The organism is Thalassovita sp., assembly GCF_963691685.1.
Classification (GTDB): domain Bacteria; phylum Pseudomonadota; class Alphaproteobacteria; order Rhodobacterales; family Rhodobacteraceae; genus Thalassobius.
This window is the reverse complement of the sequence record NZ_OY829290.1, coordinates 2,125,497-2,142,289: the sequence shown is the minus strand read 5'-3', so window position 1 is coordinate 2,142,289 and position 16,793 is coordinate 2,125,497. Positions and strand designations below refer to the sequence as shown.

General features: G+C 57.8%; 26 protein-coding genes. 4 read left to right on the top strand and 22 right to left on the bottom strand.

Features of this window, described 5'->3' with window-relative positions; genetic code table 11:
• The first annotated feature begins 1 nt into the window (after position 1).
• Complete coding sequence (locus ACORLH_RS10470) at positions 2-256, top strand: hypothetical protein (RefSeq protein ID WP_321832620.1); 255 nt, start codon at positions 2-4, stop codon at positions 254-256.
• Here the strand turns inward: ACORLH_RS10470 and ACORLH_RS10465 are convergent.
• The 20 genes from ACORLH_RS10465 to ACORLH_RS10370 form a co-directional block, all read right to left on the bottom strand.
• Positions 243-665: a phage tail assembly chaperone gene (locus ACORLH_RS10465; protein WP_321832619.1), complete on the bottom strand. Its 423-nt coding sequence runs from the start codon at positions 663-665 to the stop codon at positions 243-245. The genes ACORLH_RS10470 and ACORLH_RS10465 overlap by 14 nt on opposite strands.
• Positions 593-994 (bottom strand): hypothetical protein, encoded by a 402-nt coding sequence (locus tag ACORLH_RS10460; RefSeq protein ID WP_321832618.1) that lies wholly within the window; start codon positions 992-994, stop codon positions 593-595. The genes ACORLH_RS10465 and ACORLH_RS10460 overlap by 73 nt, the downstream gene beginning before the upstream one ends.
• Positions 995-996: 2 nt before the next feature.
• A complete protein-coding gene (locus ACORLH_RS10455; RefSeq protein WP_321832617.1) occupies positions 997-1,452 on the bottom strand; it encodes a hypothetical protein in 456 nt (151 codons plus the stop codon).
• A 36-nt stretch (positions 1,453-1,488) separates the two neighbouring features.
• Positions 1,489-1,884 (bottom strand): phage tail terminator-like protein, encoded by a 396-nt coding sequence (locus ACORLH_RS10450; RefSeq protein WP_321832616.1) that lies wholly within the window; start codon positions 1,882-1,884, stop codon positions 1,489-1,491.
• Complete coding sequence (locus ACORLH_RS10445; protein ID WP_321832615.1) at positions 1,881-2,282, bottom strand: hypothetical protein; 402 nt, start codon at positions 2,280-2,282, stop codon at positions 1,881-1,883. The genes ACORLH_RS10450 and ACORLH_RS10445 overlap by 4 nt, the downstream gene beginning before the upstream one ends.
• Positions 2,282-2,668, bottom strand: a complete 387-nt coding sequence (locus ACORLH_RS10440; protein WP_321832614.1) for a hypothetical protein — start codon at positions 2,666-2,668, stop codon at positions 2,282-2,284. The genes ACORLH_RS10445 and ACORLH_RS10440 overlap by 1 nt, the downstream gene beginning before the upstream one ends.
• The gene (locus ACORLH_RS10435; RefSeq protein WP_321832613.1) at positions 2,665-3,135 is read right to left on the bottom strand and encodes a DnaT-like ssDNA-binding protein; all 471 of its coding nucleotides are present in this window, start codon (positions 3,133-3,135) and stop codon (positions 2,665-2,667) included. Before ACORLH_RS10435 ends, ACORLH_RS10440 begins: the two co-directional genes overlap by 4 nt.
• A gap of 1 nt (position 3,136) precedes the next feature.
• Positions 3,137-3,454 carry a hypothetical protein gene (locus tag ACORLH_RS10430; RefSeq protein WP_321832612.1) on the bottom strand — a complete coding sequence of 106 codons (318 nt, stop codon included), beginning with the start codon at positions 3,452-3,454 and terminating at the stop codon, positions 3,137-3,139.
• A gap of 79 nt (positions 3,455-3,533) precedes the next feature.
• Positions 3,534-4,472 carry a major capsid protein gene (locus tag ACORLH_RS10425; protein ID WP_321832611.1) on the bottom strand — a complete coding sequence of 313 codons (939 nt, stop codon included), beginning with the start codon at positions 4,470-4,472 and terminating at the stop codon, positions 3,534-3,536.
• A gap of 10 nt (positions 4,473-4,482) precedes the next feature.
• Positions 4,483-5,193, bottom strand: coding sequence for a hypothetical protein (locus ACORLH_RS10420; RefSeq protein WP_321832610.1), 711 nt, complete (start codon positions 5,191-5,193; stop codon positions 4,483-4,485).
• 230 nt (positions 5,194-5,423) lie between these two features.
• Positions 5,424-6,473 carry a minor capsid protein gene (locus ACORLH_RS10415; protein ID WP_321832609.1) on the bottom strand — a complete coding sequence of 350 codons (1,050 nt, stop codon included), beginning with the start codon at positions 6,471-6,473 and terminating at the stop codon, positions 5,424-5,426.
• Positions 6,460-7,839 carry a DUF4055 domain-containing protein gene (locus ACORLH_RS10410; protein WP_321832608.1) on the bottom strand — a complete coding sequence of 460 codons (1,380 nt, stop codon included), beginning with the start codon at positions 7,837-7,839 and terminating at the stop codon, positions 6,460-6,462. Before ACORLH_RS10410 ends, ACORLH_RS10415 begins: the two co-directional genes overlap by 14 nt.
• Positions 7,836-9,086 (bottom strand): terminase large subunit domain-containing protein, encoded by a 1,251-nt coding sequence (locus tag ACORLH_RS10405; protein ID WP_321832607.1) that lies wholly within the window; start codon positions 9,084-9,086, stop codon positions 7,836-7,838. Before ACORLH_RS10405 ends, ACORLH_RS10410 begins: the two co-directional genes overlap by 4 nt.
• The gene (locus tag ACORLH_RS10400) at positions 9,064-9,633 is read right to left on the bottom strand and encodes a terminase small subunit (RefSeq protein WP_321832606.1); all 570 of its coding nucleotides are present in this window, start codon (positions 9,631-9,633) and stop codon (positions 9,064-9,066) included. The genes ACORLH_RS10405 and ACORLH_RS10400 overlap by 23 nt, the downstream gene beginning before the upstream one ends.
• A 70-nt stretch (positions 9,634-9,703) precedes the next feature.
• Positions 9,704-9,835, bottom strand: a complete 132-nt coding sequence (locus tag ACORLH_RS10395) for a hypothetical protein (protein WP_321832605.1) — start codon at positions 9,833-9,835, stop codon at positions 9,704-9,706.
• 858 nt (positions 9,836-10,693) lie between these two features.
• A complete protein-coding gene (locus ACORLH_RS10390; RefSeq protein WP_321832604.1) occupies positions 10,694-11,347 on the bottom strand; it encodes a hypothetical protein in 654 nt (217 codons plus the stop codon).
• Positions 11,334-11,465, bottom strand: coding sequence for a hypothetical protein (locus tag ACORLH_RS10385; protein WP_321832603.1), 132 nt, complete (start codon positions 11,463-11,465; stop codon positions 11,334-11,336). Before ACORLH_RS10385 ends, ACORLH_RS10390 begins: the two co-directional genes overlap by 14 nt.
• The gene (locus tag ACORLH_RS10380; protein ID WP_321832602.1) at positions 11,462-12,292 is read right to left on the bottom strand and encodes a YdaU family protein; all 831 of its coding nucleotides are present in this window, start codon (positions 12,290-12,292) and stop codon (positions 11,462-11,464) included. The genes ACORLH_RS10385 and ACORLH_RS10380 overlap by 4 nt, the downstream gene beginning before the upstream one ends.
• Positions 12,289-12,714 carry a hypothetical protein gene (locus ACORLH_RS10375; protein WP_321832601.1) on the bottom strand — a complete coding sequence of 142 codons (426 nt, stop codon included), beginning with the start codon at positions 12,712-12,714 and terminating at the stop codon, positions 12,289-12,291. The genes ACORLH_RS10380 and ACORLH_RS10375 overlap by 4 nt, the downstream gene beginning before the upstream one ends.
• Before the next feature lie 3 nt (positions 12,715-12,717).
• A complete protein-coding gene (locus ACORLH_RS10370; RefSeq protein WP_321832600.1) occupies positions 12,718-12,942 on the bottom strand; it encodes a hypothetical protein in 225 nt (74 codons plus the stop codon).
• A 512-nt stretch (positions 12,943-13,454) separates the two neighbouring features.
• Between ACORLH_RS10370 and ACORLH_RS10365 the strand changes: the two genes are divergently transcribed.
• A complete protein-coding gene (locus ACORLH_RS10365) occupies positions 13,455-13,910 on the top strand; it encodes a hypothetical protein (protein ID WP_321832599.1) in 456 nt (151 codons plus the stop codon).
• 5 nt (positions 13,911-13,915) lie between these two features.
• Here the strand turns inward: ACORLH_RS10365 and ACORLH_RS10360 are convergent, their stop codons facing one another.
• The gene (locus tag ACORLH_RS10360; RefSeq protein ID WP_321832598.1) at positions 13,916-14,365 is read right to left on the bottom strand and encodes a hypothetical protein; all 450 of its coding nucleotides are present in this window, start codon (positions 14,363-14,365) and stop codon (positions 13,916-13,918) included.
• Positions 14,358-14,624 carry a hypothetical protein gene (locus ACORLH_RS10355; RefSeq protein WP_321832597.1) on the bottom strand — a complete coding sequence of 89 codons (267 nt, stop codon included), beginning with the start codon at positions 14,622-14,624 and terminating at the stop codon, positions 14,358-14,360. The genes ACORLH_RS10360 and ACORLH_RS10355 overlap by 8 nt, the downstream gene beginning before the upstream one ends.
• A gap of 34 nt (positions 14,625-14,658) precedes the next feature.
• Between ACORLH_RS10355 and ACORLH_RS10350 the strand changes: the two genes are divergently transcribed.
• Both ACORLH_RS10350 and ACORLH_RS10345 read left to right on the top strand, forming a co-directional pair.
• Positions 14,659-15,039 (top strand): helix-turn-helix transcriptional regulator, encoded by a 381-nt coding sequence (locus ACORLH_RS10350; RefSeq protein ID WP_321832596.1) that lies wholly within the window; start codon positions 14,659-14,661, stop codon positions 15,037-15,039.
• A 550-nt stretch (positions 15,040-15,589) separates the two neighbouring features.
• On the top strand, positions 15,590-15,964 hold the full coding sequence (locus tag ACORLH_RS10345) for a hypothetical protein (RefSeq protein WP_321832595.1): 375 nt from the start codon (positions 15,590-15,592) through the stop codon (positions 15,962-15,964).
• Positions 15,965-16,793 lie beyond the last annotated feature (829 nt).

Genomic DNA, 16,793 nt, shown 5'->3' with positions numbered 1-16,793 from the left:
CTTGAAACGTCTCGTTATCGCAGCTGCCTTTGCAGCATCGCCAGCGCTGGGTGGCATCAACGAAACCTTTGAAAACTGCACTATCGATCTAGCCTGGCTGATCGCTCAGCAATCTGAAACACAGCTGTTCATCGGCACCAAAGTTGCCAAGCAAAACTACACGACCGAAGAGCTCAAAGAAGCAATGACCAAGCTAGACAGTGCAATCGCAGACTTTCGTGAAGCCTATGCCGACTACTGCGCTACCCTTCGCTAACCGGCTGCCAGGGCGGAATTGAGAACTCATCTTCCGACAACCGGTAGCCCTCGATATAGGCCGCGGACATGCGCCGCAGTGCCCGGGCCTCGAAGCGCTCGGAGATTTCCCCCGTAAGCCGAGCGTATGCGTCAATCTCGCCCCAGGTGAGCGGGATCATGGAGAACCCGGCCGACACCCTCCCGAGCTCATTGAACGCCTCCACGAGGTATTGGCCCACCGTAACCTCCGGCATTGGTGGAAGCCTCTTGTGGCTTGTCCGATAGCGATCCAGCCGGCTTTCGCTCCAGTTCTTAGGCTTGCCGTGCAGCCAGCCCATGTATCGCGCGAGTGATATTAACCGCTCGGTCGGTTCTTCACGAAGTTCCGGCGGTTTCTGGAGAAAGGGCCCACCTGCCCGCAGATCCATTCTGCATCCGGGTCCAGGTATAGCTTTTTGGCGTTCTCAGGCGTGCACGGCAGCGCTTTGGTGCTACGCAGCCCGATGCCATTCCAACGGATCGTAATGGCCGCCAGGAGCTCTGCCCCAGCCTCTGCCTCATCGATCTCTTCCCCCTTGGCGCGGCGGCGCTCAATCTCTTTGCGCTTTTCAGCAACCACTTCGCTGTCACCACCACGAACGGTAATGGTGACGGGGGTTTTCCCAGAATACAGAGGATCGCCTGTGGCTGGGTCTTTCAGGTGGAGCTCCGCCCCGGGCTCAGCGGCCTGGCGCGGGCTCAGTTTCGCAAGATCCATCCTTAGACCTCGGTGCCGGTGAGGCGGCCAGAGTTGACTGCGATACGGGCCACATAACCCTTGAAGCTGGAGGCTGTTGCAGGGCGCCGCTTAACGTCCAAGACGCGACCAAAATAGAAGTGCGCTTCACCATCTGGATCGACTTCTTGGAAGGCGTAGGTGCCATTGGAGCCTGCCGCCGCGATCAGTGCGGCCTGCCCTGGATCGCCTTCGATATGTTTGATCGGGATGTCCAGCACGCCGCCATCCTTGGCGCCGCCGAAATGCTCAACCCGGCCATCCGCCAGGGTGGGCTCAGATGTGTCGGCAGAGGTATCGCCGCGGTCAGGCAAACTAATCACGCCCCCAACCCCCTTGAAACTCAGCGCCCCGTAACCGGCCTGATCGTGATTGGCCGGGCGGCCGGTTGCGATTTTGAGCTTGGTGCCCAGTTCGGTGAAAGTATCACCATCAGCCATAGGTTCGTTTCCTTTTCATGGTGCGGCCCGGCCGCGTTAAGTGATGGCTCGGTAACTGATCCGAACCGGAGTTTCCCAACGGCCATTCTCCTGACGGCCGGGGCGGATTGCTCTGCCTGTGATCGTTAGGGCGGCTTCGCCGGAGGTCAGGCGCTGGCCAATCTGGAAATGCGCGCCAATCAAACCGGCCTTGGCCATCGACTCTGCCTCGTGGCCGAGAAGATCCGAGACCAATGTCAGGTACAGAAAGCCCTTTAGATCCAGCCCCTTGCCGGAGAGGTCTAAAGTGGTCGGCTCATTCGGAACGTGCGAAATGCGAATGTGCTCACCTGCGGGCTGTTCGGTCGCGATGCGTGGCCAGACCATCGTATAGCCGGTGATCGTTTCTGCATGCGCCATCAGCGCCGCGTGAATATCGCCTTCAATGCTCATATCACCACCAGCTCAAAGCCCACCTGACGGGCAATTTCTTGGCAGTCCTGCACGGCAAGGCCGACCATCCCGGCCGGTGCCTGGCCTGAATAACCATCCTCAAGCCGCTGAATGTAGGGTAAATTGTTGACCATATAGATCACATCCCCAGCCTTTAGACCGGCCGCAGTCGCGGTGGCTCTGCTGATTGTGGCCTGTCCTGTTTTGTCGGTCAGGTCCAACGTGCCGTTTGGAACTGTGCCGATTGTCACCTGCCAATTGGCCCGGGCCCGCCCGCTGTCTACCGGGGTCGCCATAATCACACGCTCGAATAGATCCAGCGCGATCTTCTGGGCAGCCAAATCCAGTTTTTCCTCAGTGCGTTGTGCCCATCTGTTGATGTCCTCGGCAAAGCCCATCAACTGCGCCCGCCGCGGCAGATCATGTCATAGAGCGCCGTTTCACCACCCGATGCCATCCGGCCGAGTTTGGCGATGGTGAGCGTGCCACGATCGCAGATCACCAGATCACGCGCCGAAAACTCAACCGGCCCAGCCTCAACAATCACCTGAAGGTCACCGGCTAAGATGCTGGTTCCATTGATGCGATCAGCCCCCATCTCGAAAACCGTCATCCGCACAGGGATAGGATCAGGCGACGGCCCTACGGTGCCCCCGGTGGGGTCAGACGGCCCGCCACCGGATACCGGCGCGGGCTGCTGAATTGCCCCTGTCTGGATCGCGTCGGGCTGCGCTTCTGCGATCCGGTCAAAGGCCCGGGTCACATGTTGGCGGATCGTGGTCATCCGCGCTGCACCTTCATTTGGCAGGTGCCAGCGGCGAGGAAGGACGCCAGCAGGCCCTCCACGGCCACAAGGCGGGGCCGACCCACAGGCAGGCTTTCCCCACCACCAATGCTGATCGGCCCAACCTTCACGGTTTCCTTGGTGGTATTGGCGCCGATCGTAGCGAATGGGTCCAGCCCCTCTTGGATCAGGTGCGCCAGCTCACACTGGGCATGCTGAACCTTGCGAGGAATGCCGCTCCAGGCATCACGCGGGAACGCTCCCTCCTGATCAGAAGACAGCTCTTCCCCCAGATAGGTCCAAAGGCGATTGATCCCGTCGAAGGCGCGGCGAAGGTTGGCTTCGTCCGCGGCCTCGTCGCTGCCAATCGTCCAGCCCCGCGCGGCTCCATAGGACCGGTAGGCGTCCAGCGTCACGTAGCTGTCGGCCTCCGCCACCACCGCGCCTGTTTCGACGGTCAGAGGCATCTTAGGAGCCCGGGAACAAGATTGCGGTCAGCTGCTCGCGCAGCTCTTCGACCTTGCCGGTGGGGGCTTCTACGCCGTTCTCTTTCAGCAGCGCTTCCAGCTCGCCCTTTTTCAGCTTCGCAACATCGGCGGCAGATTTGGGCACACCGCCTTGCACGGTCACCTTCACGTCGGCCTCTTCGAAGTGCTTGATGATCTCGGCGTTGCCGGCATCCACCACAACTTCGGTTGCGTCTTCGGGCGCCACCACCTGGGCCCAGAATTTCGGGTTGCGGTGCGCAAAGCCTTCAACGGGCTTTTCGGTATAGGCATATTTCATGGTTCGTTCTCCAGAATGAGAAACCGGGCGCCGTAACGCCCGATCAGTTCTCTATCGGTTCAGGGGATGTGCTGACGCTTTAGGAGCCAGACAGATCGATCACGAAGCCGGCGGTGGCCTTGTTGCTCTGCGCGACCTTGGACCAGTTACCGCCCGCACCCAGTGCAGTCAGATCGGGGTTTTCGGTGCCGGTGAACTTGTAGCCCAGCAGATCGACGTTGAACGCCCCTTCCGCCCGGTAGCCGTTGGCCAAGTTTTCCTGATCGTTGATCGGGTATGCGCGCGACTCCGGCGCCTGGCTCTCGACCACTTCTACAGCGCCGGGCTGCAGGCCGTAGACCTTGTTGGCCGCGATCTTGTCCGAGACCAGCACCGGCTTGCCCATCGTGCCAGGGGTGCCGCCGTAGATCACAACACCGGCCTCTTCATAGACCTTGTTGTCGATCGCTTCGTCCACGTAGTCGAAGTAGACGCCAGAGGACATGCCCCAGATCCCGATGCGGTTTGAGGCATCGCCGAAGGTGCGCAGCCCTTTGGTCAGGGTTTTCTTGCCCGAAGCGGCGATGGTGTCGGAGACGTTCAGTGCTGCCACGGTGCCGATCGCTGCATCCAGCGACGCAAAGGCTACCTGAATTGCGTAATCCATGAATGCATCGGCCTGATGCTGGCCAATCAGCGCATAGAACTCTTCCGGCGAGCGCGCACGGCGCTTGAACGCCTCTTCGGTGCTGGCGTAGGGGCCGTATTTCCAGGGTGTCTTCACCGAAATGTCTTCGTCCGAGCCCAGTTTCTGGGAGGTGACTCCGGCGGTCGAGTTCACATTACGGTGGGCCATGCCGCCCGGCACGGTGTAGAAGGCAGACTTGTCAAAGTCGCCCTCAATGGCCTCGGTGCGCAGCACCAGAGCGTTGGCGGAGGCGCCGTTGAAGAGCTGCAGATTGTCCTGCATGCGCTCCAGGTAGGAGGTTTGGGCGAGGCGATTGTAAATCACCATATCCGAATTGACGGTGGTGTTCATGGGTCAGATCCTATTTAGGGAGTTTCAGGTAGGCCGCTTGGCCGTGCTCTGCGATGTATGCGGACTTCTCGGCCGCGGAGAACTCAGAGCGTTTCTTGTCCGGCGTCCCGCCGTTGCCGGGCTGCTTCCCGCCGCCCCCTTTGCCGCCATCACGAACCGCGTAGGGCTTCGCTTTGGCGAGTTCTTGCGCCAGATCGGTCAGCGTGGCGCCGTGATCCGGCCCACTGCCAATCATCGGCTTGCCGTCAGCTGTCAGCACCTTGGGGGTGCCGTCGTCGGCAAATTCCAGACGCCCCAGCGCGGTGGCTGCGATGTCGTCAATGGCTTCTGGGATGAAACCGGCCTTGGCCAGCTCAGCCTTCAGAGATGCTGAGGCGTTGGCCTTCATCATCTTGTCGATCCGCGAGTCACGGTCAGCCAGCTTGGCGTCATAGTCCTTGGTCAGCGCGTCCAGCTTTGCCTGCGCCTCTTCCCCTGACTTGCCGCCCTTGGCCGCCTGCGCTTCCAGTTCCGCAATCTTGCTGCTGATCTCGTCAGGGGTGCCCAGCTTGGAATAGGCAGCGGCATTGCCGCGCTCTTTCTGCAGCGCCGATTTCAGGCCGGTCAGATCCTCTGCAATCATCAGCTTGGACAGATCCAGTGATGTCGTGTCGCCAACTTTTTCGACAACGGTTTTCAGCCCCTCGGGCAGGCCCGAGAGGTCAGCGATTTCAATTTTCATGGTTTTCAGCTTCCCGCTAGGTTGGCGCGGGCTTCCCGCCCGCCGTTAAGGCCAGACTTGCTTCTGGCAATAAACGCAGGCAAAGCCGGTGGCCTTGCCCTTCACAATCCGCCCATTCTTCAAACGGGGCGAAAATGTCTCTATGAGGTTCCTGCTCTTGCAGGTGGGGCATTCAATGGGTTTGCCCGCATATTCCCGTTTGGGCTTATGCTTCTTGTTGGTCACCAGTTTTAGGTGGCTTTCTCCCAAAGGTCGCGCTCCAGGCGTTTCAGCTCGTTTAACGTAAGCGTTGATCCTTTTCTGTCAACGAAACGCTCCATCTTAAGCCCCTTTCGGAAGAGTTTCGCCCGTGTGGGCCCCAACACTTCCTCTTGAAACGCCTTAGGCTGTTTCCTCAGCCAGGTGTCATAGTCCTGATCCGCCGGCACCTGGCCATTCATGCTGGCCCGGGTTGCTGGTGGCAGTTCATCGATGTCAAAGCCAAGCTCTCGCCATGACTTGGTGACCGGACTTGTGGAAGAGCGGCAGTTAAAGTGTGCCGGCGGCCGCGGCCCTTTGCCTGGCTCATAGACCTTTCCGTCCCGCGCGCGGCAGACAGCCGACGTGCGGCCGTCCAGCGTGCTGTTCCAACGCACGCCCTTGATCAGGTTCCCATTGCGCTCATAGGTGTATTCCCGCGCCGTGTTGGCGGTGTGGTTAATTGCCGTACGCACCACCGTTTCTGTCGCACGGCGGTTGCTCTCCATGATCCCATCGCGAAACCCCATGGATCGGCGGCCGCGAATGTCTCGCACGACCTGATCCGTGGTTCTACCTTCAACAATCCCAGCTCTGATCGTGTCACGCACCTTGCGAAACGCGCTGGCGCTAAGCTCCGTATAGACCTCTTTGAGCCGCTTGCCCTGAAACGGCCGGCTGTTCACCGCGGCAAGCAACTGATCAGCGCTTGGTGCTACCGTTTCCAGCTTTACCGGCAGAACCCGCCTGAAAAGGTCCAGCTGGTATTCGCCTTCATAGGTGGCCAAGGCCTCCAGATCCAGCTGCAACGCCCCTGTGGCGTCGGTATAGGCGCTTTCGAAGCTCCGGCGCATCTCGGTTAGCAGGCGTTCCTGGCGTGTCCGAGAGAGTGCACTGAGGTCTTCCCGCAGCAGCCGCTCCAAAATTTGGGCATCAGACCGCTTGAGAAGAGCGAGGATCTTTCGCACCGTGGCGCTGCCGTAACGCTGCAGATAGATTTGGTGACGGGTCAGCGCGTCGGCCAGGTCGTCATTCACCGCCATTGCTCAACTCATCCGGCACTTCGTCTTCCAGCTCTTCGATATATGCGTCGGTGTCGGTGTCCTCCGCCAAGAACCCTCGACGCTTCATCTCCTCGATGAACACCCGGCGCGGCATCTGGCCTGTATTGACGGCCGACAGCATAGCCAGGAACTCCTGTGCGGTCAGAAGGCTTACGCCGAAGTCCTTGTTCACCTTCACGGTAAACTCAGCCTCTGCCCCCTGATACATCGAGAACCAGCCCAAGCAGCGCTCAAGGGTGTCCTTGAGGTTGTCCGCCATCATGGCCAGAGGTGCGGTCTCCTTGGCTGCGTCCAGTGAAGCACCGGTGGCTGTCTCTGTTCCGGCCACCAGCAGCATCAAGCCAAGCACCTGCATCTGAAACTCAAGGTCTTTCAAGTCATTGCGGCCGGCCTCGATCGCTGCACCGCTGTGTTCCACCCATTCCAGTTTTGCTTCTGGATTGCGGGCAGTAACGGCGCTATCCGCGGACAGCGTGATCTTCTGGTCTTCATCGATCCCAGAGGCAAACAGAATGGGCACACGCGCGCTGTGCAGGATGTTGCGTTGATCGCTGGCGCTCAGCCAGTGTTCCAGGTTCTTATCTGCCAGGTCCTCCAGCGGCGGCTCTGCTTTCAAGAAGCCTTTGGGGTTGGCATAGAACGGCGCCACGGTGATTTCGGTGGCCTCGGTGTCGAACTCTTCGACCACAGACCAATCGCCCTTGTCCGTGGACTGACGGTAGAGGCGCACATTCACGCGGCCTTCGACCAGAGACAGCACGCGCACCTGCTTGACGGTCTCGGTCTTGAACTCGTCCTGAGGATCGTCAACCTCGATGGCCTCCATCATACGCCACTGCTTGAGGCGGATCTGGCTGCCAACGGTCTCGGTTTTCCAGCCCAGCACCTCTTCGACGGGCACATGGACCAGATAAGGCCGCATGTTCTGCGCAGCTGCCTGCGCTTTGGTCAGTTCCTCCGGGCGCGGCGGTGCGTCTACCATGATGAAGGTCAGGCCGCAGCCACCCAAGGCAGCCTCAAAGACGTTGCGTGCGAAGGCGCTGAGGTCTTGCCCCTGCATATCAATGTTGGCCGCCTCTTCCTGCAGCGTGTCGCCCTCAATCTCCACCGACTTGGTGAACACCCGGCCAGTCATGTCCCGCACAGTCTTGCGGAAGCCGTTGAACAGGAAAGAGCTGTCCAGGCGGGCCTTATAGGCGTCGTCGCTCTCGGCCGGGAACTGCGGCAGATAGGTCCTGCCCGCGGCACGCATGGCCTTGGTTCCGCCCATGAGGGCCCGCCCAATCTGGGCGGCATCGATCAGCGCCTCGGCTGCGGGTGTTTTCTCAGCGACGGTATCTGTCAAAGTCGTAGCTCCGTGCGTTCGAAGGTGGGTTTCACAACGGGCATCTGTTGATGCACGAAGTAGCCGCCCGCGTCTGGGTGGTGATCGAGGCCGGCGCTTTTGTCCGGCTCCCCATTCTTGTCGTAGGCCTGCTGCTCCAGCGCTTCCGCGTAGGTCTTGCAGCGCAGCGCGTTGACTTTGAGGCGACCTTTCTCAAAGCCAGTGTTCACGGCCAAGATCCGGTCTTTCACCGGCGGGTTGGTCTTGGGCGCCCGGATAGAGTGGCCAGCTTTTCGTAGCAGCGAGATGTCCGACTTACTCGCGTCCACTGTCTTGCGGCTGCCTCCGCTGGCGTCGGGATAGATCGTGATCCGGTGGCCGGGATATTTCTCCGCCAAGACATCGATCAGATGCGGAGTGTCCTGCAGGCCTTTCAGCTCGTCTACCGCGTGCCAATCATCTCCGCGGGGAACCCAGACCACAGAGGCCATATTACCCACGTTGAAGTCTTGCCCGATGTGCAGCGGTTCCCTTGGCTGGATACTCTCGGTAGATCCATGGCGCCGCCGGTCGTAGCTGCGATATACAGTCCCGCTCGTGAGGTTGACGAACAAGCCCATCAGATAGGCGTCGATCAGTTCAACCGGGTAAGAATCCTTGAGAGATTGAATGTAATCCGGCGGCAAAAACCGCTCATTTTCGTAGGTGCTGGCCTGCACCATGCTGTAGTCACGCTTTGGGTCGCGGGCGAAGGTGTCATAGACGAAACGAAAGCCCTCGGGCGTTGTCGTAACCCCAATCCCGTTGACCACACCCGGGACGACCAAACGCATTCGCGCGATGATCTTTCGCCACGCATCTTGTGCTTTGTCTTTCGCCATGATGTCGATTTCATCGACCAGGCCGCGGGCGATCTTAAAGCCCACAATGCTGCCCGGCGTGTCCATCGACCTGCAAATGATGGTGCCGTACCAGACAGAGCCGCGGTAGAGCTCAACCTCCTTGTCAGCGCTTTTCACCTTGGCGTTAAAGCCAAGCATGAATGCCGCTTCATCAATCGTGGGCCAAAAGGTGTCACGTATGTCCCTGTAGGTCGGCGCGAAATACCCCTGCACCGTTTTCGGGTGTTTGCCCGCAAACAGACCAAGGTCCAGACACCCAACAAAGGTCTTGCCCGAGCCGAAGCCCCCGACGTAGGCGCGGAACTTGGTGTTCAGCTGGTCGAGAAAGATCCCCTGCGGTGCGCTAACCCTCAGATCGTGTGACACGCACGTCACCTACCGCTTCCTTTGCGGTAATGTTGATGTTCAGACTTGGGGCGTCATTCACGGCACCGCCAGAGCCGTTAAGCATGCCGAGGTGGCGCGCAAGCTTTTCTAGCGCAGATAGCTTATCGTGCATTTTGACTTTCACCCCCGTTTGCGTGAGTGAGACCTCAGACACCGCCGCCGCCGTGGCGTCGTCAATCTGATTGCTTGGAACCAGCTCGACCGGATAGACGCCTAGGCCGTTTGCGTCGGCGTTTTCATCACCTCTTTCAATCGGGTTTTTGCCCCAGGTAACGGCCTTGCGGATGTCAGAAAACCCGATGCTTGCGAGTTCTTGCAGCACCATATCTTGCGTGATTTCCGTCCGTTCTTGCCGCTTCGCCTGTGCCTTCTGAATTTCGGCCTCAACCTCAGCATTCTTAAACAGCCGCAATCCCTGCGCATGGGCAGTTTTGGGGCTGTATCCGGCGCGAATTGCCGCCTGCGTTTTGTTCAGATCGACAATGTATTCCTGTGCGAAGCGCTTCTGCTTGTCATTCAGCGCCATGGTGACTTCCCGTCAGTGTTGGTGACCAGGCATCCCACCCGGCTTTGCGATCTAGGGCTAGGCGCCCGGATCAGGTCTTCTTGCCGGCCTTGGCTTTGGCCTTGTGCAGCTTGGCGATCTTCATGGGGCTGGGGTCGTCCGCATAATCCCGGGGCAGCTTGCCGCCGTTGTTGCGGATCTGGGTCACGTATTGCTTGATCATGCCGACTTCTCCTTGTTCCATTTGAGGTGGTTGCGAGCATTGAGGGCGATGAGCAATACGCTCATGCATGCAAAGCTCCATTTCCCTGTGAGGATGATCCAGACCACCCTGACCGATTGGCTAAAAATACCCACGATCCATGTCGCCCAGTGCTTATTACCGGCCATGAGGGTCAGAAGGTTGGCCAGCCCTGACATGAGCAAAGGAGGAACAGTTTCTAGCCCGTTCTAAACTTTTAAGGCCAAATTCGCACAAAAGGCGAAAATAGCTAAACAACAACGACTCAAGGACGTTTATCTAAATACGCATTTAGCGGCGCAGCCTTTCTTGGACGTGAGCGTTGCGCAACAAATACCTTTTGTACCCTTCACATAAACAAAAAAAATGGGCGGTGACTTAGGTCGCCGCCCTTTTCTTATCCAAGCTCTAAGTGCCTGCCGGACATTGAACCGCGGGCTGCTAGAAAGAGCCGAGGACATAAAGCTCGCCCGCATGGATTAAGGGCGCCCACCAATGCCTTCGAGCCGGGCGTTACCCGGCGCGCGTCATTTCTTGCTCCTTGGAAGATGTAGGTACCGGTTCGTCCATCGGCTAACGAAAACGGCGATCCGTGGGGGTTAGCCACAAATCGCCTGCGAGAATACAAAATCGGCAATTGTGCTGCGGGTCAAGAGGGAAGTTTGAATTGTCTGATGCGAACTAAGTTCCCATGCTACAAAGGTAGCTTGAGCAGGTAGAGGAAGCAGGGCGACAAATCTGATCTACGTCTGCAACGAGAACCTCCACGTCGGAATGATTAACAATGGAAACGTGGCAGCAAAAGAAATGCTTGCGGCCCTATCCAAACGCGCTTGGTCGTCACCGCCTCCCAACTTCTCGCAACAGCTCCAGCGCTACTAGCAACCGCTCCCCTGCTCTGCTCACCTTCCCACCCGCAACAGCCTCTCTGCGCCCTCTGACCACGTCAAACAGATCCCGCTGATAGACCGCATGTAGCTGCCCAATCAGCCCATGCCAGTGCATCCAAGCATTGACGGCGTCGCGGTGCTTCTCGTCTTCGCTGCGCAGATCGGGCTGGTCATCCTCTCGGGCTTCGAAACTTTCAGGCAACATCTCAACCTTGCGGGGCGTGGCATGGAGAGACTTGCCCAGCACCACTCGGGCATAGCGAGCCTCGCAGCCCGTGAAGGTCGCGTAGATCTGCCAGAGCTCAGCTGCCAATTCGGGATCGCTCTTGCCGTAGGTCAGATAGATCGCCTGGCCCGCCGGCTCTCCAAGGGCCTGCGTGCGCATTACCTCAAGCGGCCGTTCTCCAGCGCTCATCATCCGGGCGCGGGCCTGCAGGGCCACCTTGTCTGGGGCCCGTTCCTGCTTTGCCGTCACGGTACGTTTGGCGCGCGTAGCGTTGCCATCGACCTCACGGCGCGGAACCGGGGCGAGACTTGCAACGCCCAGCAGTTCCCGCTGCTGCCGTTTGCGCGAACGTGCTCGCTGCTTATCACCCTTGCCCATTGCTCTGCTCCCTTGTGGTATTTTCTTCAGTCGTGACCGAAATGATGTTCAATCTGGTTGGCGCTGTTTTGCGCCCAGTCCGCGTAGAAATATCCATTTTTGCGTGTTTGTCGGTCATGCCAGCCCCCTTTGCTTGACGCGCTCCAGTGTCACCATTTCCCGCGCAATCAGCTCTTCAACCATCGACCGGCTGATCATGTTCGGCGCAATGAACTTGTCGCCATTCACCCAAGCGGCGTTGTGCTCCAGGATCTCAGTCTGACCGATTTTGCGGGCTGTTTTAGGCGGAGGGCACTTCTCCCACGATCGGTCCCGCAGCCAGTTGTCAGAGAATTTGACCTTGTCCGGGTCGTAGGTTTTCGATGCTTCGGCGTAACGCCTGGCCGCGGCGATGAGGTCATCTGCGGAAAGCCCCGAAGCGAGCGCTTCTTCCCAACTGCGTTCCCCGTCGAGGGTTTCCCGCGATCTGGGATGGGCATCGAGAAATTCTTGGTAGCCGTCGTCGTTAGATAACGAAGAAGATTTATCTTCTGAGTTATCTATATATGGTTCTGATTTCTGACCTTGCTTTGGCAATGCTGTGGCTTTTTCTACACTCGATTTGTTGTTTTTCAATGACTTAGCCTTTCCGCCCTTGCTCCCCGCTTGCGCCCTCAACTCGCTTTTATCGCGCGCTTTTTTGTACTCTTTTTGCAGACGTTGATTGGTAATCACGTCCCCATCGACGGTGAAAAACTCCGAAATCTCCTCCCAAACCGAGGCCCATTTACGGCCGGAAAGCCCCGCGATCCGCGCCAGTTTTTTGGGGTCGCTCGGCAGCTGCCCTCCCTTCGACCACATGGTCATAAGGATCAGCAAATAGGCGCCGTGCTGCTCTGTGGTGAGGTGGCGCGTGTCGGTCAGGTAGTCACCGACATACAACTGCATGAAGGGCGCGTTGCTCATCTCAAAAGCTCCCTAAGGCCGGCAGGCACAGTAGAGGCCACTTCAGGGCCGCAGAGGGCCGGATTGGCCTTTTCAATGACAGCCACGCAGCGAACCATGTTTGGGACCCACTGCGGGGCCGTTGCACGCACCCACCTGCGGCTGTCGTCTACGATGATGCCAGCTTTGACCAGGGCGTCGGTGTAGGCCTTCTCAGCGTTGCCGGAATCCATGTTCCCGACACCCCGCTCCCCGATCAAGTAGGTGATCGTCACGGGCGCTGAGAACATCGGCAAAGGCCCTTGAAGGTCCAGTAGCTGCTTTGCCTCGCGGCGCCACTGGTTATAGCGAGGGGTGCGCTTGCGTCCCCTGCCCCGCACGTTGGCGAACACGTTATTGCTGCTGATAGGCGCAGGCAAGATCAGGCGGGCGGTGTCACTCATTGGTCAGTTCTTCCCCTGTGACCGACGCATGCGGCGGATACACCGGTTCATGATCTTGGTTCGCTCTGCGATGGTTTCTTTGAGGATCAATTGGCGGCGCGTAATCCGAGCCTGAAGCTTTGCAAGGCGGGCCAACTCTTCTTCGTCGGCATGGCGCAACCATGGCGCATCGATCCCGAAGGGCTTTTCCAACGGCGGGCCGCCATTGTCGCCAATCAGGGCTGCCATCTCCTCGACCTTGCGATCTTCTTCCGCAACCTGCGCCTCTGCGATCCGGAGGAGCCTCATAAAGCTAACGTCTGACATGCATCACCGCTCGCTGTTGTGTAGCGCATGCCGCTGCACAGACTTCGACAAGACAGCCCGCATCAGGCCTTTGGCCAAACGTGTTCGGATGTTCGCAGTCGCGTTTGATTTTGTGGCTTTGCAAGGGCAAGGCTGAAGGGCGACGCATAAGCTGTGTGCATCATCTGCCGGCATCCGGATCACGACTTCGTCGCCTTCACGCTTGATCGAACCTAACATTTGTCCAGCTCCAAGATTATGGAGCGCGGCTGCGAAGCCACGCGGGAATAAGGACCATCGGGTTTCCCCGTCTGGGCAAGGTCAGGCCCCCATTGGCCCAAAGACCGGACGGCCACGAAGGCTAAGGCAAAACGCAAATGAGCTGCGGATCTTGAATTAGAATTTATCCTAAGTAGTATTGATGCCTTGCGAGCCAATTTTTTGGAGAACTTGATATGAAGTGGATCACGACTGCCGTTGCGGTCATCCTCGCCGGGTCCGGAGCCGCGGCTGAGCCAGCTGAGAGAGATATGACGGAAGTAACGGCCAACTGCGTATCGGAATGGCCGGACGACTATTCGATGCAGAAATACTGCCTGGACAGAAATCAAGAGGGCTACGAAACAGCCTCTGCCTACTGGTCTACATCGGGAGAAGGAACGCTCAACATCATCGGACCGTCTTTTCGCTTCTGTGAGGGGAAGTGGGGGCAGCAATGGGAGATGGTGGCCTATTGCATGCAGAGCGAGGTCGACGGCGCAAAGGAGGCCTCGACCCTGTTGAAACAAACACCTGAAGCGGTTGGTATTGAGATCTATGCCAAGTGCAAAATGAAATGGGATGATCAGTTCAGCATGATTGGATATTGCATAGACCGTCAGGTCTCGGCATGGCTGGCAATGAACGAGTAAGCGCTTCATCTTTCAGCCCCCACGCTCTCGCGTTCAAGCCGCAGCCTTGCCTGCTGAAGCGCCTCGACTGCCTCATCAATCTCAACTATTGCCTGGTCATATTCACAACCTGCATCAGACTGCTGAGCCGAAAGGATCGCGTTGACCGCTTCCCCGGTTTCCTTGCTGATCTGACCGACATGAAGAAGAACGCAACCTTGAGCCGTGTATTCGTCAGGGCGAAGCCTCCGGGCCAACATCTTAGTCACAGGATAGCGGCCGGCTGCGTCCTCTAAGGCCATGACCTCGTCCACGTTCCAGCCGATGCTTTGCCCCAGCTTTTTAGACAGCGTGCCTTTGCCGACCGAGCGCCCCAACCTTGCATTGATCGTTTCGGCAGCTGCATCTAGGCATCCAAATGAGCCGTCGATCAGAGCCGCCATTGAGGCGTTGATCCGGGAACGGAGGTTAGCCATCTGAAACCCCGTTTCCTTCAACCTTCATAGTTTCGCGGGTAGGAACTTCGCCGAAATTCAAAGCGAGTTCGGCGAATGAAAAAGCTTCAAATGGGCAGTCGACGCCCGCATCTTTACAAAGCGCCGCCATCACAACGAACCATCGAGCTGGAAAGACCCCTTTATCCAGCGCGTTTGAAATCGCAGTTCCACCGACACCCAAGTGCTTGGCGATCACGTTGCGCCCAACCGTATCGCAAATTTTCTCAACATCAGCCATGCGCCAACGTTAGTTCACTAATTATGAACTCGCAATGTCCATTATTTGGAAACGTTCACTTTTTGTGACCCCTGAGTATGCTGCAAACATGGATTATGACTACAAATGCTCTCTCGCAAAAACAGGCGACGCTGACCACGAAGCCTCATCTATTCGCCTTCGCGCGGCCCGCTCTGCTATCGGATTTAGCCAGGAGCAACTGGGTGTCGCTGGGGGCGTAAAGAAAACTGCTATAGCAAACGCGGAGCAGGGTAGAGCATTTCCAGGCAGAGACGTGCTAATATATCTCTACCGCGAACACCGAATTGATCTCAATTTCATGATCAACGGCGACTTTGTTCAACTTCCCGGTGACGTTCAAGATCGGCTTTTTGCTGCGCTCGAAGTGTTAAGTAATGGTGCGGATCGTAAATAAAATTTAGATCCAACCCCAACCGTCTGAGCACTGAGCCCATCTTAAACATCAACCAGTTCATTAAGTAATTATTATCCTAGAAAAAACCGATGGACGAGAAATTCGCCATCGCGCCAACCCTAGGAACAGCCTTGCAGCAGATCAAGCCTGCTAACCTTAGTTGAGAAATGCACGCTTATCCGCGTGCAATCTGATAGTTCCACCAATCGATCCCTTCATATGCTTTCTCTCAAGTAGAAGGCTCCGCCTCTGGTCAACCTATTCTCCTTCAAACTCAATGCACTCATTCCCCTGATTTGCCGGCTTCCCAATCAGTGATTCACTTTCGTTGGCCGACAAAAACAACACCCCAGCCTGTGTTTCGCAGAATACGTGTACATATTTTCTGTACTTTTCATGTTGACGGTTCATTTAATGTGAACTAAAATCTCTACCATAGCGAAGGCAAACAGCCTCCGCCTACCACCCGCCGAAGAGGCAAAAGGCCAACCCGGGCACCGACCCAACAGGCCACCAATCGCGGGAGGGAGATTTGAGAGGAGAAGCCGATATGTACCAGACCATTTACCACGTCTCTTTCACCTGGATGAGCAGCCGCCTTGGCACTCTGACCGAGTGGACCACTCCGGAAAACAAAGTTCTGGAAGGCATGGGCGACGTGTTTGAGGTGATCGGCGAACATAACGAAGCCAATGCAAACCGGATCCGCGTCATTCAAATTGACCTACACGAAGGCTCCTCTCGCGAAATCACCGAAGACGCCCTGCGTGACTTTGGCGACCACATGGTTTCGATCACAGGCGAGTGGCCCGAATGGCTGGCAGAATTTGCCCCTGACGACACCAAAGCCGAACTGGCCCGCCGCGCGGCGCGCGAAGAAGCCGCAAGCTATGGCGTAAGCGAATATCTGGAGGCGGCGGAATGAACCGCCCTTCCCCACTTTCCCCCGACGGTGCGGTGAAACCTGCACCCAACTCCCCGGCCGGTGGTCATTTTGCCTGTCTGCCTGCTGGCCGGGACTTTTTCGGGGGGATCATTGGAACACTCACGGAGCGCGTTGCCCATCTCCTCTTGGGCAGCGCTTCGACCAGCGCGGGCGGGGGGCCACGTCCCAAAACCTCCCTGGGCACCCTGCCCGCGCAAGCTTCAAGCCCCCAATGCCATGCTTCACTTGCCAAATCCGATGCTTGCCCTACCTATAAAGCACTCACGGAATGCGCTGTTGAAGCTGCGCTTAGCAGCGCGTCGTCCGGTGCGGGCGGGGTTTTTACCAGTAAGAAGCCGTTCCTAACCCCGCCCGCAATTCGCGCTACCAATCCAAGCGCATTCGTCTCACGTTCTTCTGATTACTTCGGAAAATTCAGGATTTTCTGTAGATTGCAAAGCCTCATGGGCCGTGCGCAATCACGTGTACATATCCAATCACTGTTAGAGTGCTGGCAGTGTGGCGCCCCAAATCTATCAATAGCTTCCGGTTTTTCCCTGTTTGCGCCTGCGAGTAATCCGCCCAGAACAGCACATTACGTCTCTGATCACCTGTGGGCCTGCACCACCGGCGCCGGCGGAACCTAACCCCTAATCACTGGAGTGTCTGACATGAGCCGTGACAACGCTCGAGCGCCTCTTGGGCGCTATGGAGACCTGCGTTCTGGCGGGAACCTCCTGAAGCCCCGCCGCAGCCTATTCCCGGCGCTCATGCTGGCTCTGTGGTGGGTGACTCTGGCTGTTTGCCTGCTGATCACGCTGCAAAAGGC

Bases quoted from the DNA above. Each gene is read 5' to 3' on its own strand.
- ACORLH_RS10465 (WP_321832619.1), bottom strand. From the start codon at position 665: ATGGATCTGCGGGCAGGTGGGCCCTTTCTCCAGAAACCGCCGGAACTT.
- ACORLH_RS10460 (WP_321832618.1), bottom strand. From the start codon at position 994: ATGGATCTTGCGAAACTGAGCCCGCGCCAGGCCGCTGAGCCCGGGGCG.
- ACORLH_RS10455 (WP_321832617.1), bottom strand. From the start codon at position 1,452: ATGGCTGATGGTGATACTTTCACCGAACTGGGCACCAAGCTCAAAATC.
- ACORLH_RS10450 (WP_321832616.1), bottom strand. From the start codon at position 1,884: ATGAGCATTGAAGGCGATATTCACGCGGCGCTGATGGCGCATGCAGAA.
- ACORLH_RS10445 (WP_321832615.1), bottom strand. From the start codon at position 2,282: ATGGGCTTTGCCGAGGACATCAACAGATGGGCACAACGCACTGAGGAA.
- ACORLH_RS10440 (WP_321832614.1), bottom strand. From the start codon at position 2,668: ATGACCACGATCCGCCAACATGTGACCCGGGCCTTTGACCGGATCGCA.
- ACORLH_RS10435 (WP_321832613.1), bottom strand. From the start codon at position 3,135: ATGCCTCTGACCGTCGAAACAGGCGCGGTGGTGGCGGAGGCCGACAGC.
- ACORLH_RS10430 (WP_321832612.1), bottom strand. From the start codon at position 3,454: ATGAAATATGCCTATACCGAAAAGCCCGTTGAAGGCTTTGCGCACCGC.
- ACORLH_RS10425 (WP_321832611.1), bottom strand. From the start codon at position 4,472: ATGAACACCACCGTCAATTCGGATATGGTGATTTACAATCGCCTCGCC.
- ACORLH_RS10420 (WP_321832610.1), bottom strand. From the start codon at position 5,193: ATGAAAATTGAAATCGCTGACCTCTCGGGCCTGCCCGAGGGGCTGAAA.
- ACORLH_RS10415 (WP_321832609.1), bottom strand. From the start codon at position 6,473: ATGGCGGTGAATGACGACCTGGCCGACGCGCTGACCCGTCACCAAATC.
- ACORLH_RS10400 (WP_321832606.1), bottom strand. From the start codon at position 9,633: ATGGCGCTGAATGACAAGCAGAAGCGCTTCGCACAGGAATACATTGTC.
- ACORLH_RS10395 (WP_321832605.1), bottom strand. From the start codon at position 9,835: ATGATCAAGCAATACGTGACCCAGATCCGCAACAACGGCGGCAAGCTG.
- ACORLH_RS10390 (WP_321832604.1), bottom strand. From the start codon at position 11,347: ATGGGCAAGGGTGATAAGCAGCGAGCACGTTCGCGCAAACGGCAGCAG.
- ACORLH_RS10385 (WP_321832603.1), bottom strand. From the start codon at position 11,465: ATGACCGACAAACACGCAAAAATGGATATTTCTACGCGGACTGGGCGC.
- ACORLH_RS10380 (WP_321832602.1), bottom strand. From the start codon at position 12,292: ATGAGCAACGCGCCCTTCATGCAGTTGTATGTCGGTGACTACCTGACC.
- ACORLH_RS10375 (WP_321832601.1), bottom strand. From the start codon at position 12,714: ATGAGTGACACCGCCCGCCTGATCTTGCCTGCGCCTATCAGCAGCAAT.
- ACORLH_RS10370 (WP_321832600.1), bottom strand. From the start codon at position 12,942: ATGGCAGCCCTGATTGGCGACAATGGCGGCCCGCCGTTGGAAAAGCCC.
- ACORLH_RS10365 (WP_321832599.1), top strand. From the start codon at position 13,455: ATGAAGTGGATCACGACTGCCGTTGCGGTCATCCTCGCCGGGTCCGGA.
- ACORLH_RS10360 (WP_321832598.1), bottom strand. From the start codon at position 14,365: ATGGCTAACCTCCGTTCCCGGATCAACGCCTCAATGGCGGCTCTGATC.
- ACORLH_RS10355 (WP_321832597.1), bottom strand. From the start codon at position 14,624: ATGGCTGATGTTGAGAAAATTTGCGATACGGTTGGGCGCAACGTGATC.
- ACORLH_RS10350 (WP_321832596.1), top strand. From the start codon at position 14,659: ATGTCCATTATTTGGAAACGTTCACTTTTTGTGACCCCTGAGTATGCT.
- ACORLH_RS10345 (WP_321832595.1), top strand. From the start codon at position 15,590: ATGTACCAGACCATTTACCACGTCTCTTTCACCTGGATGAGCAGCCGC.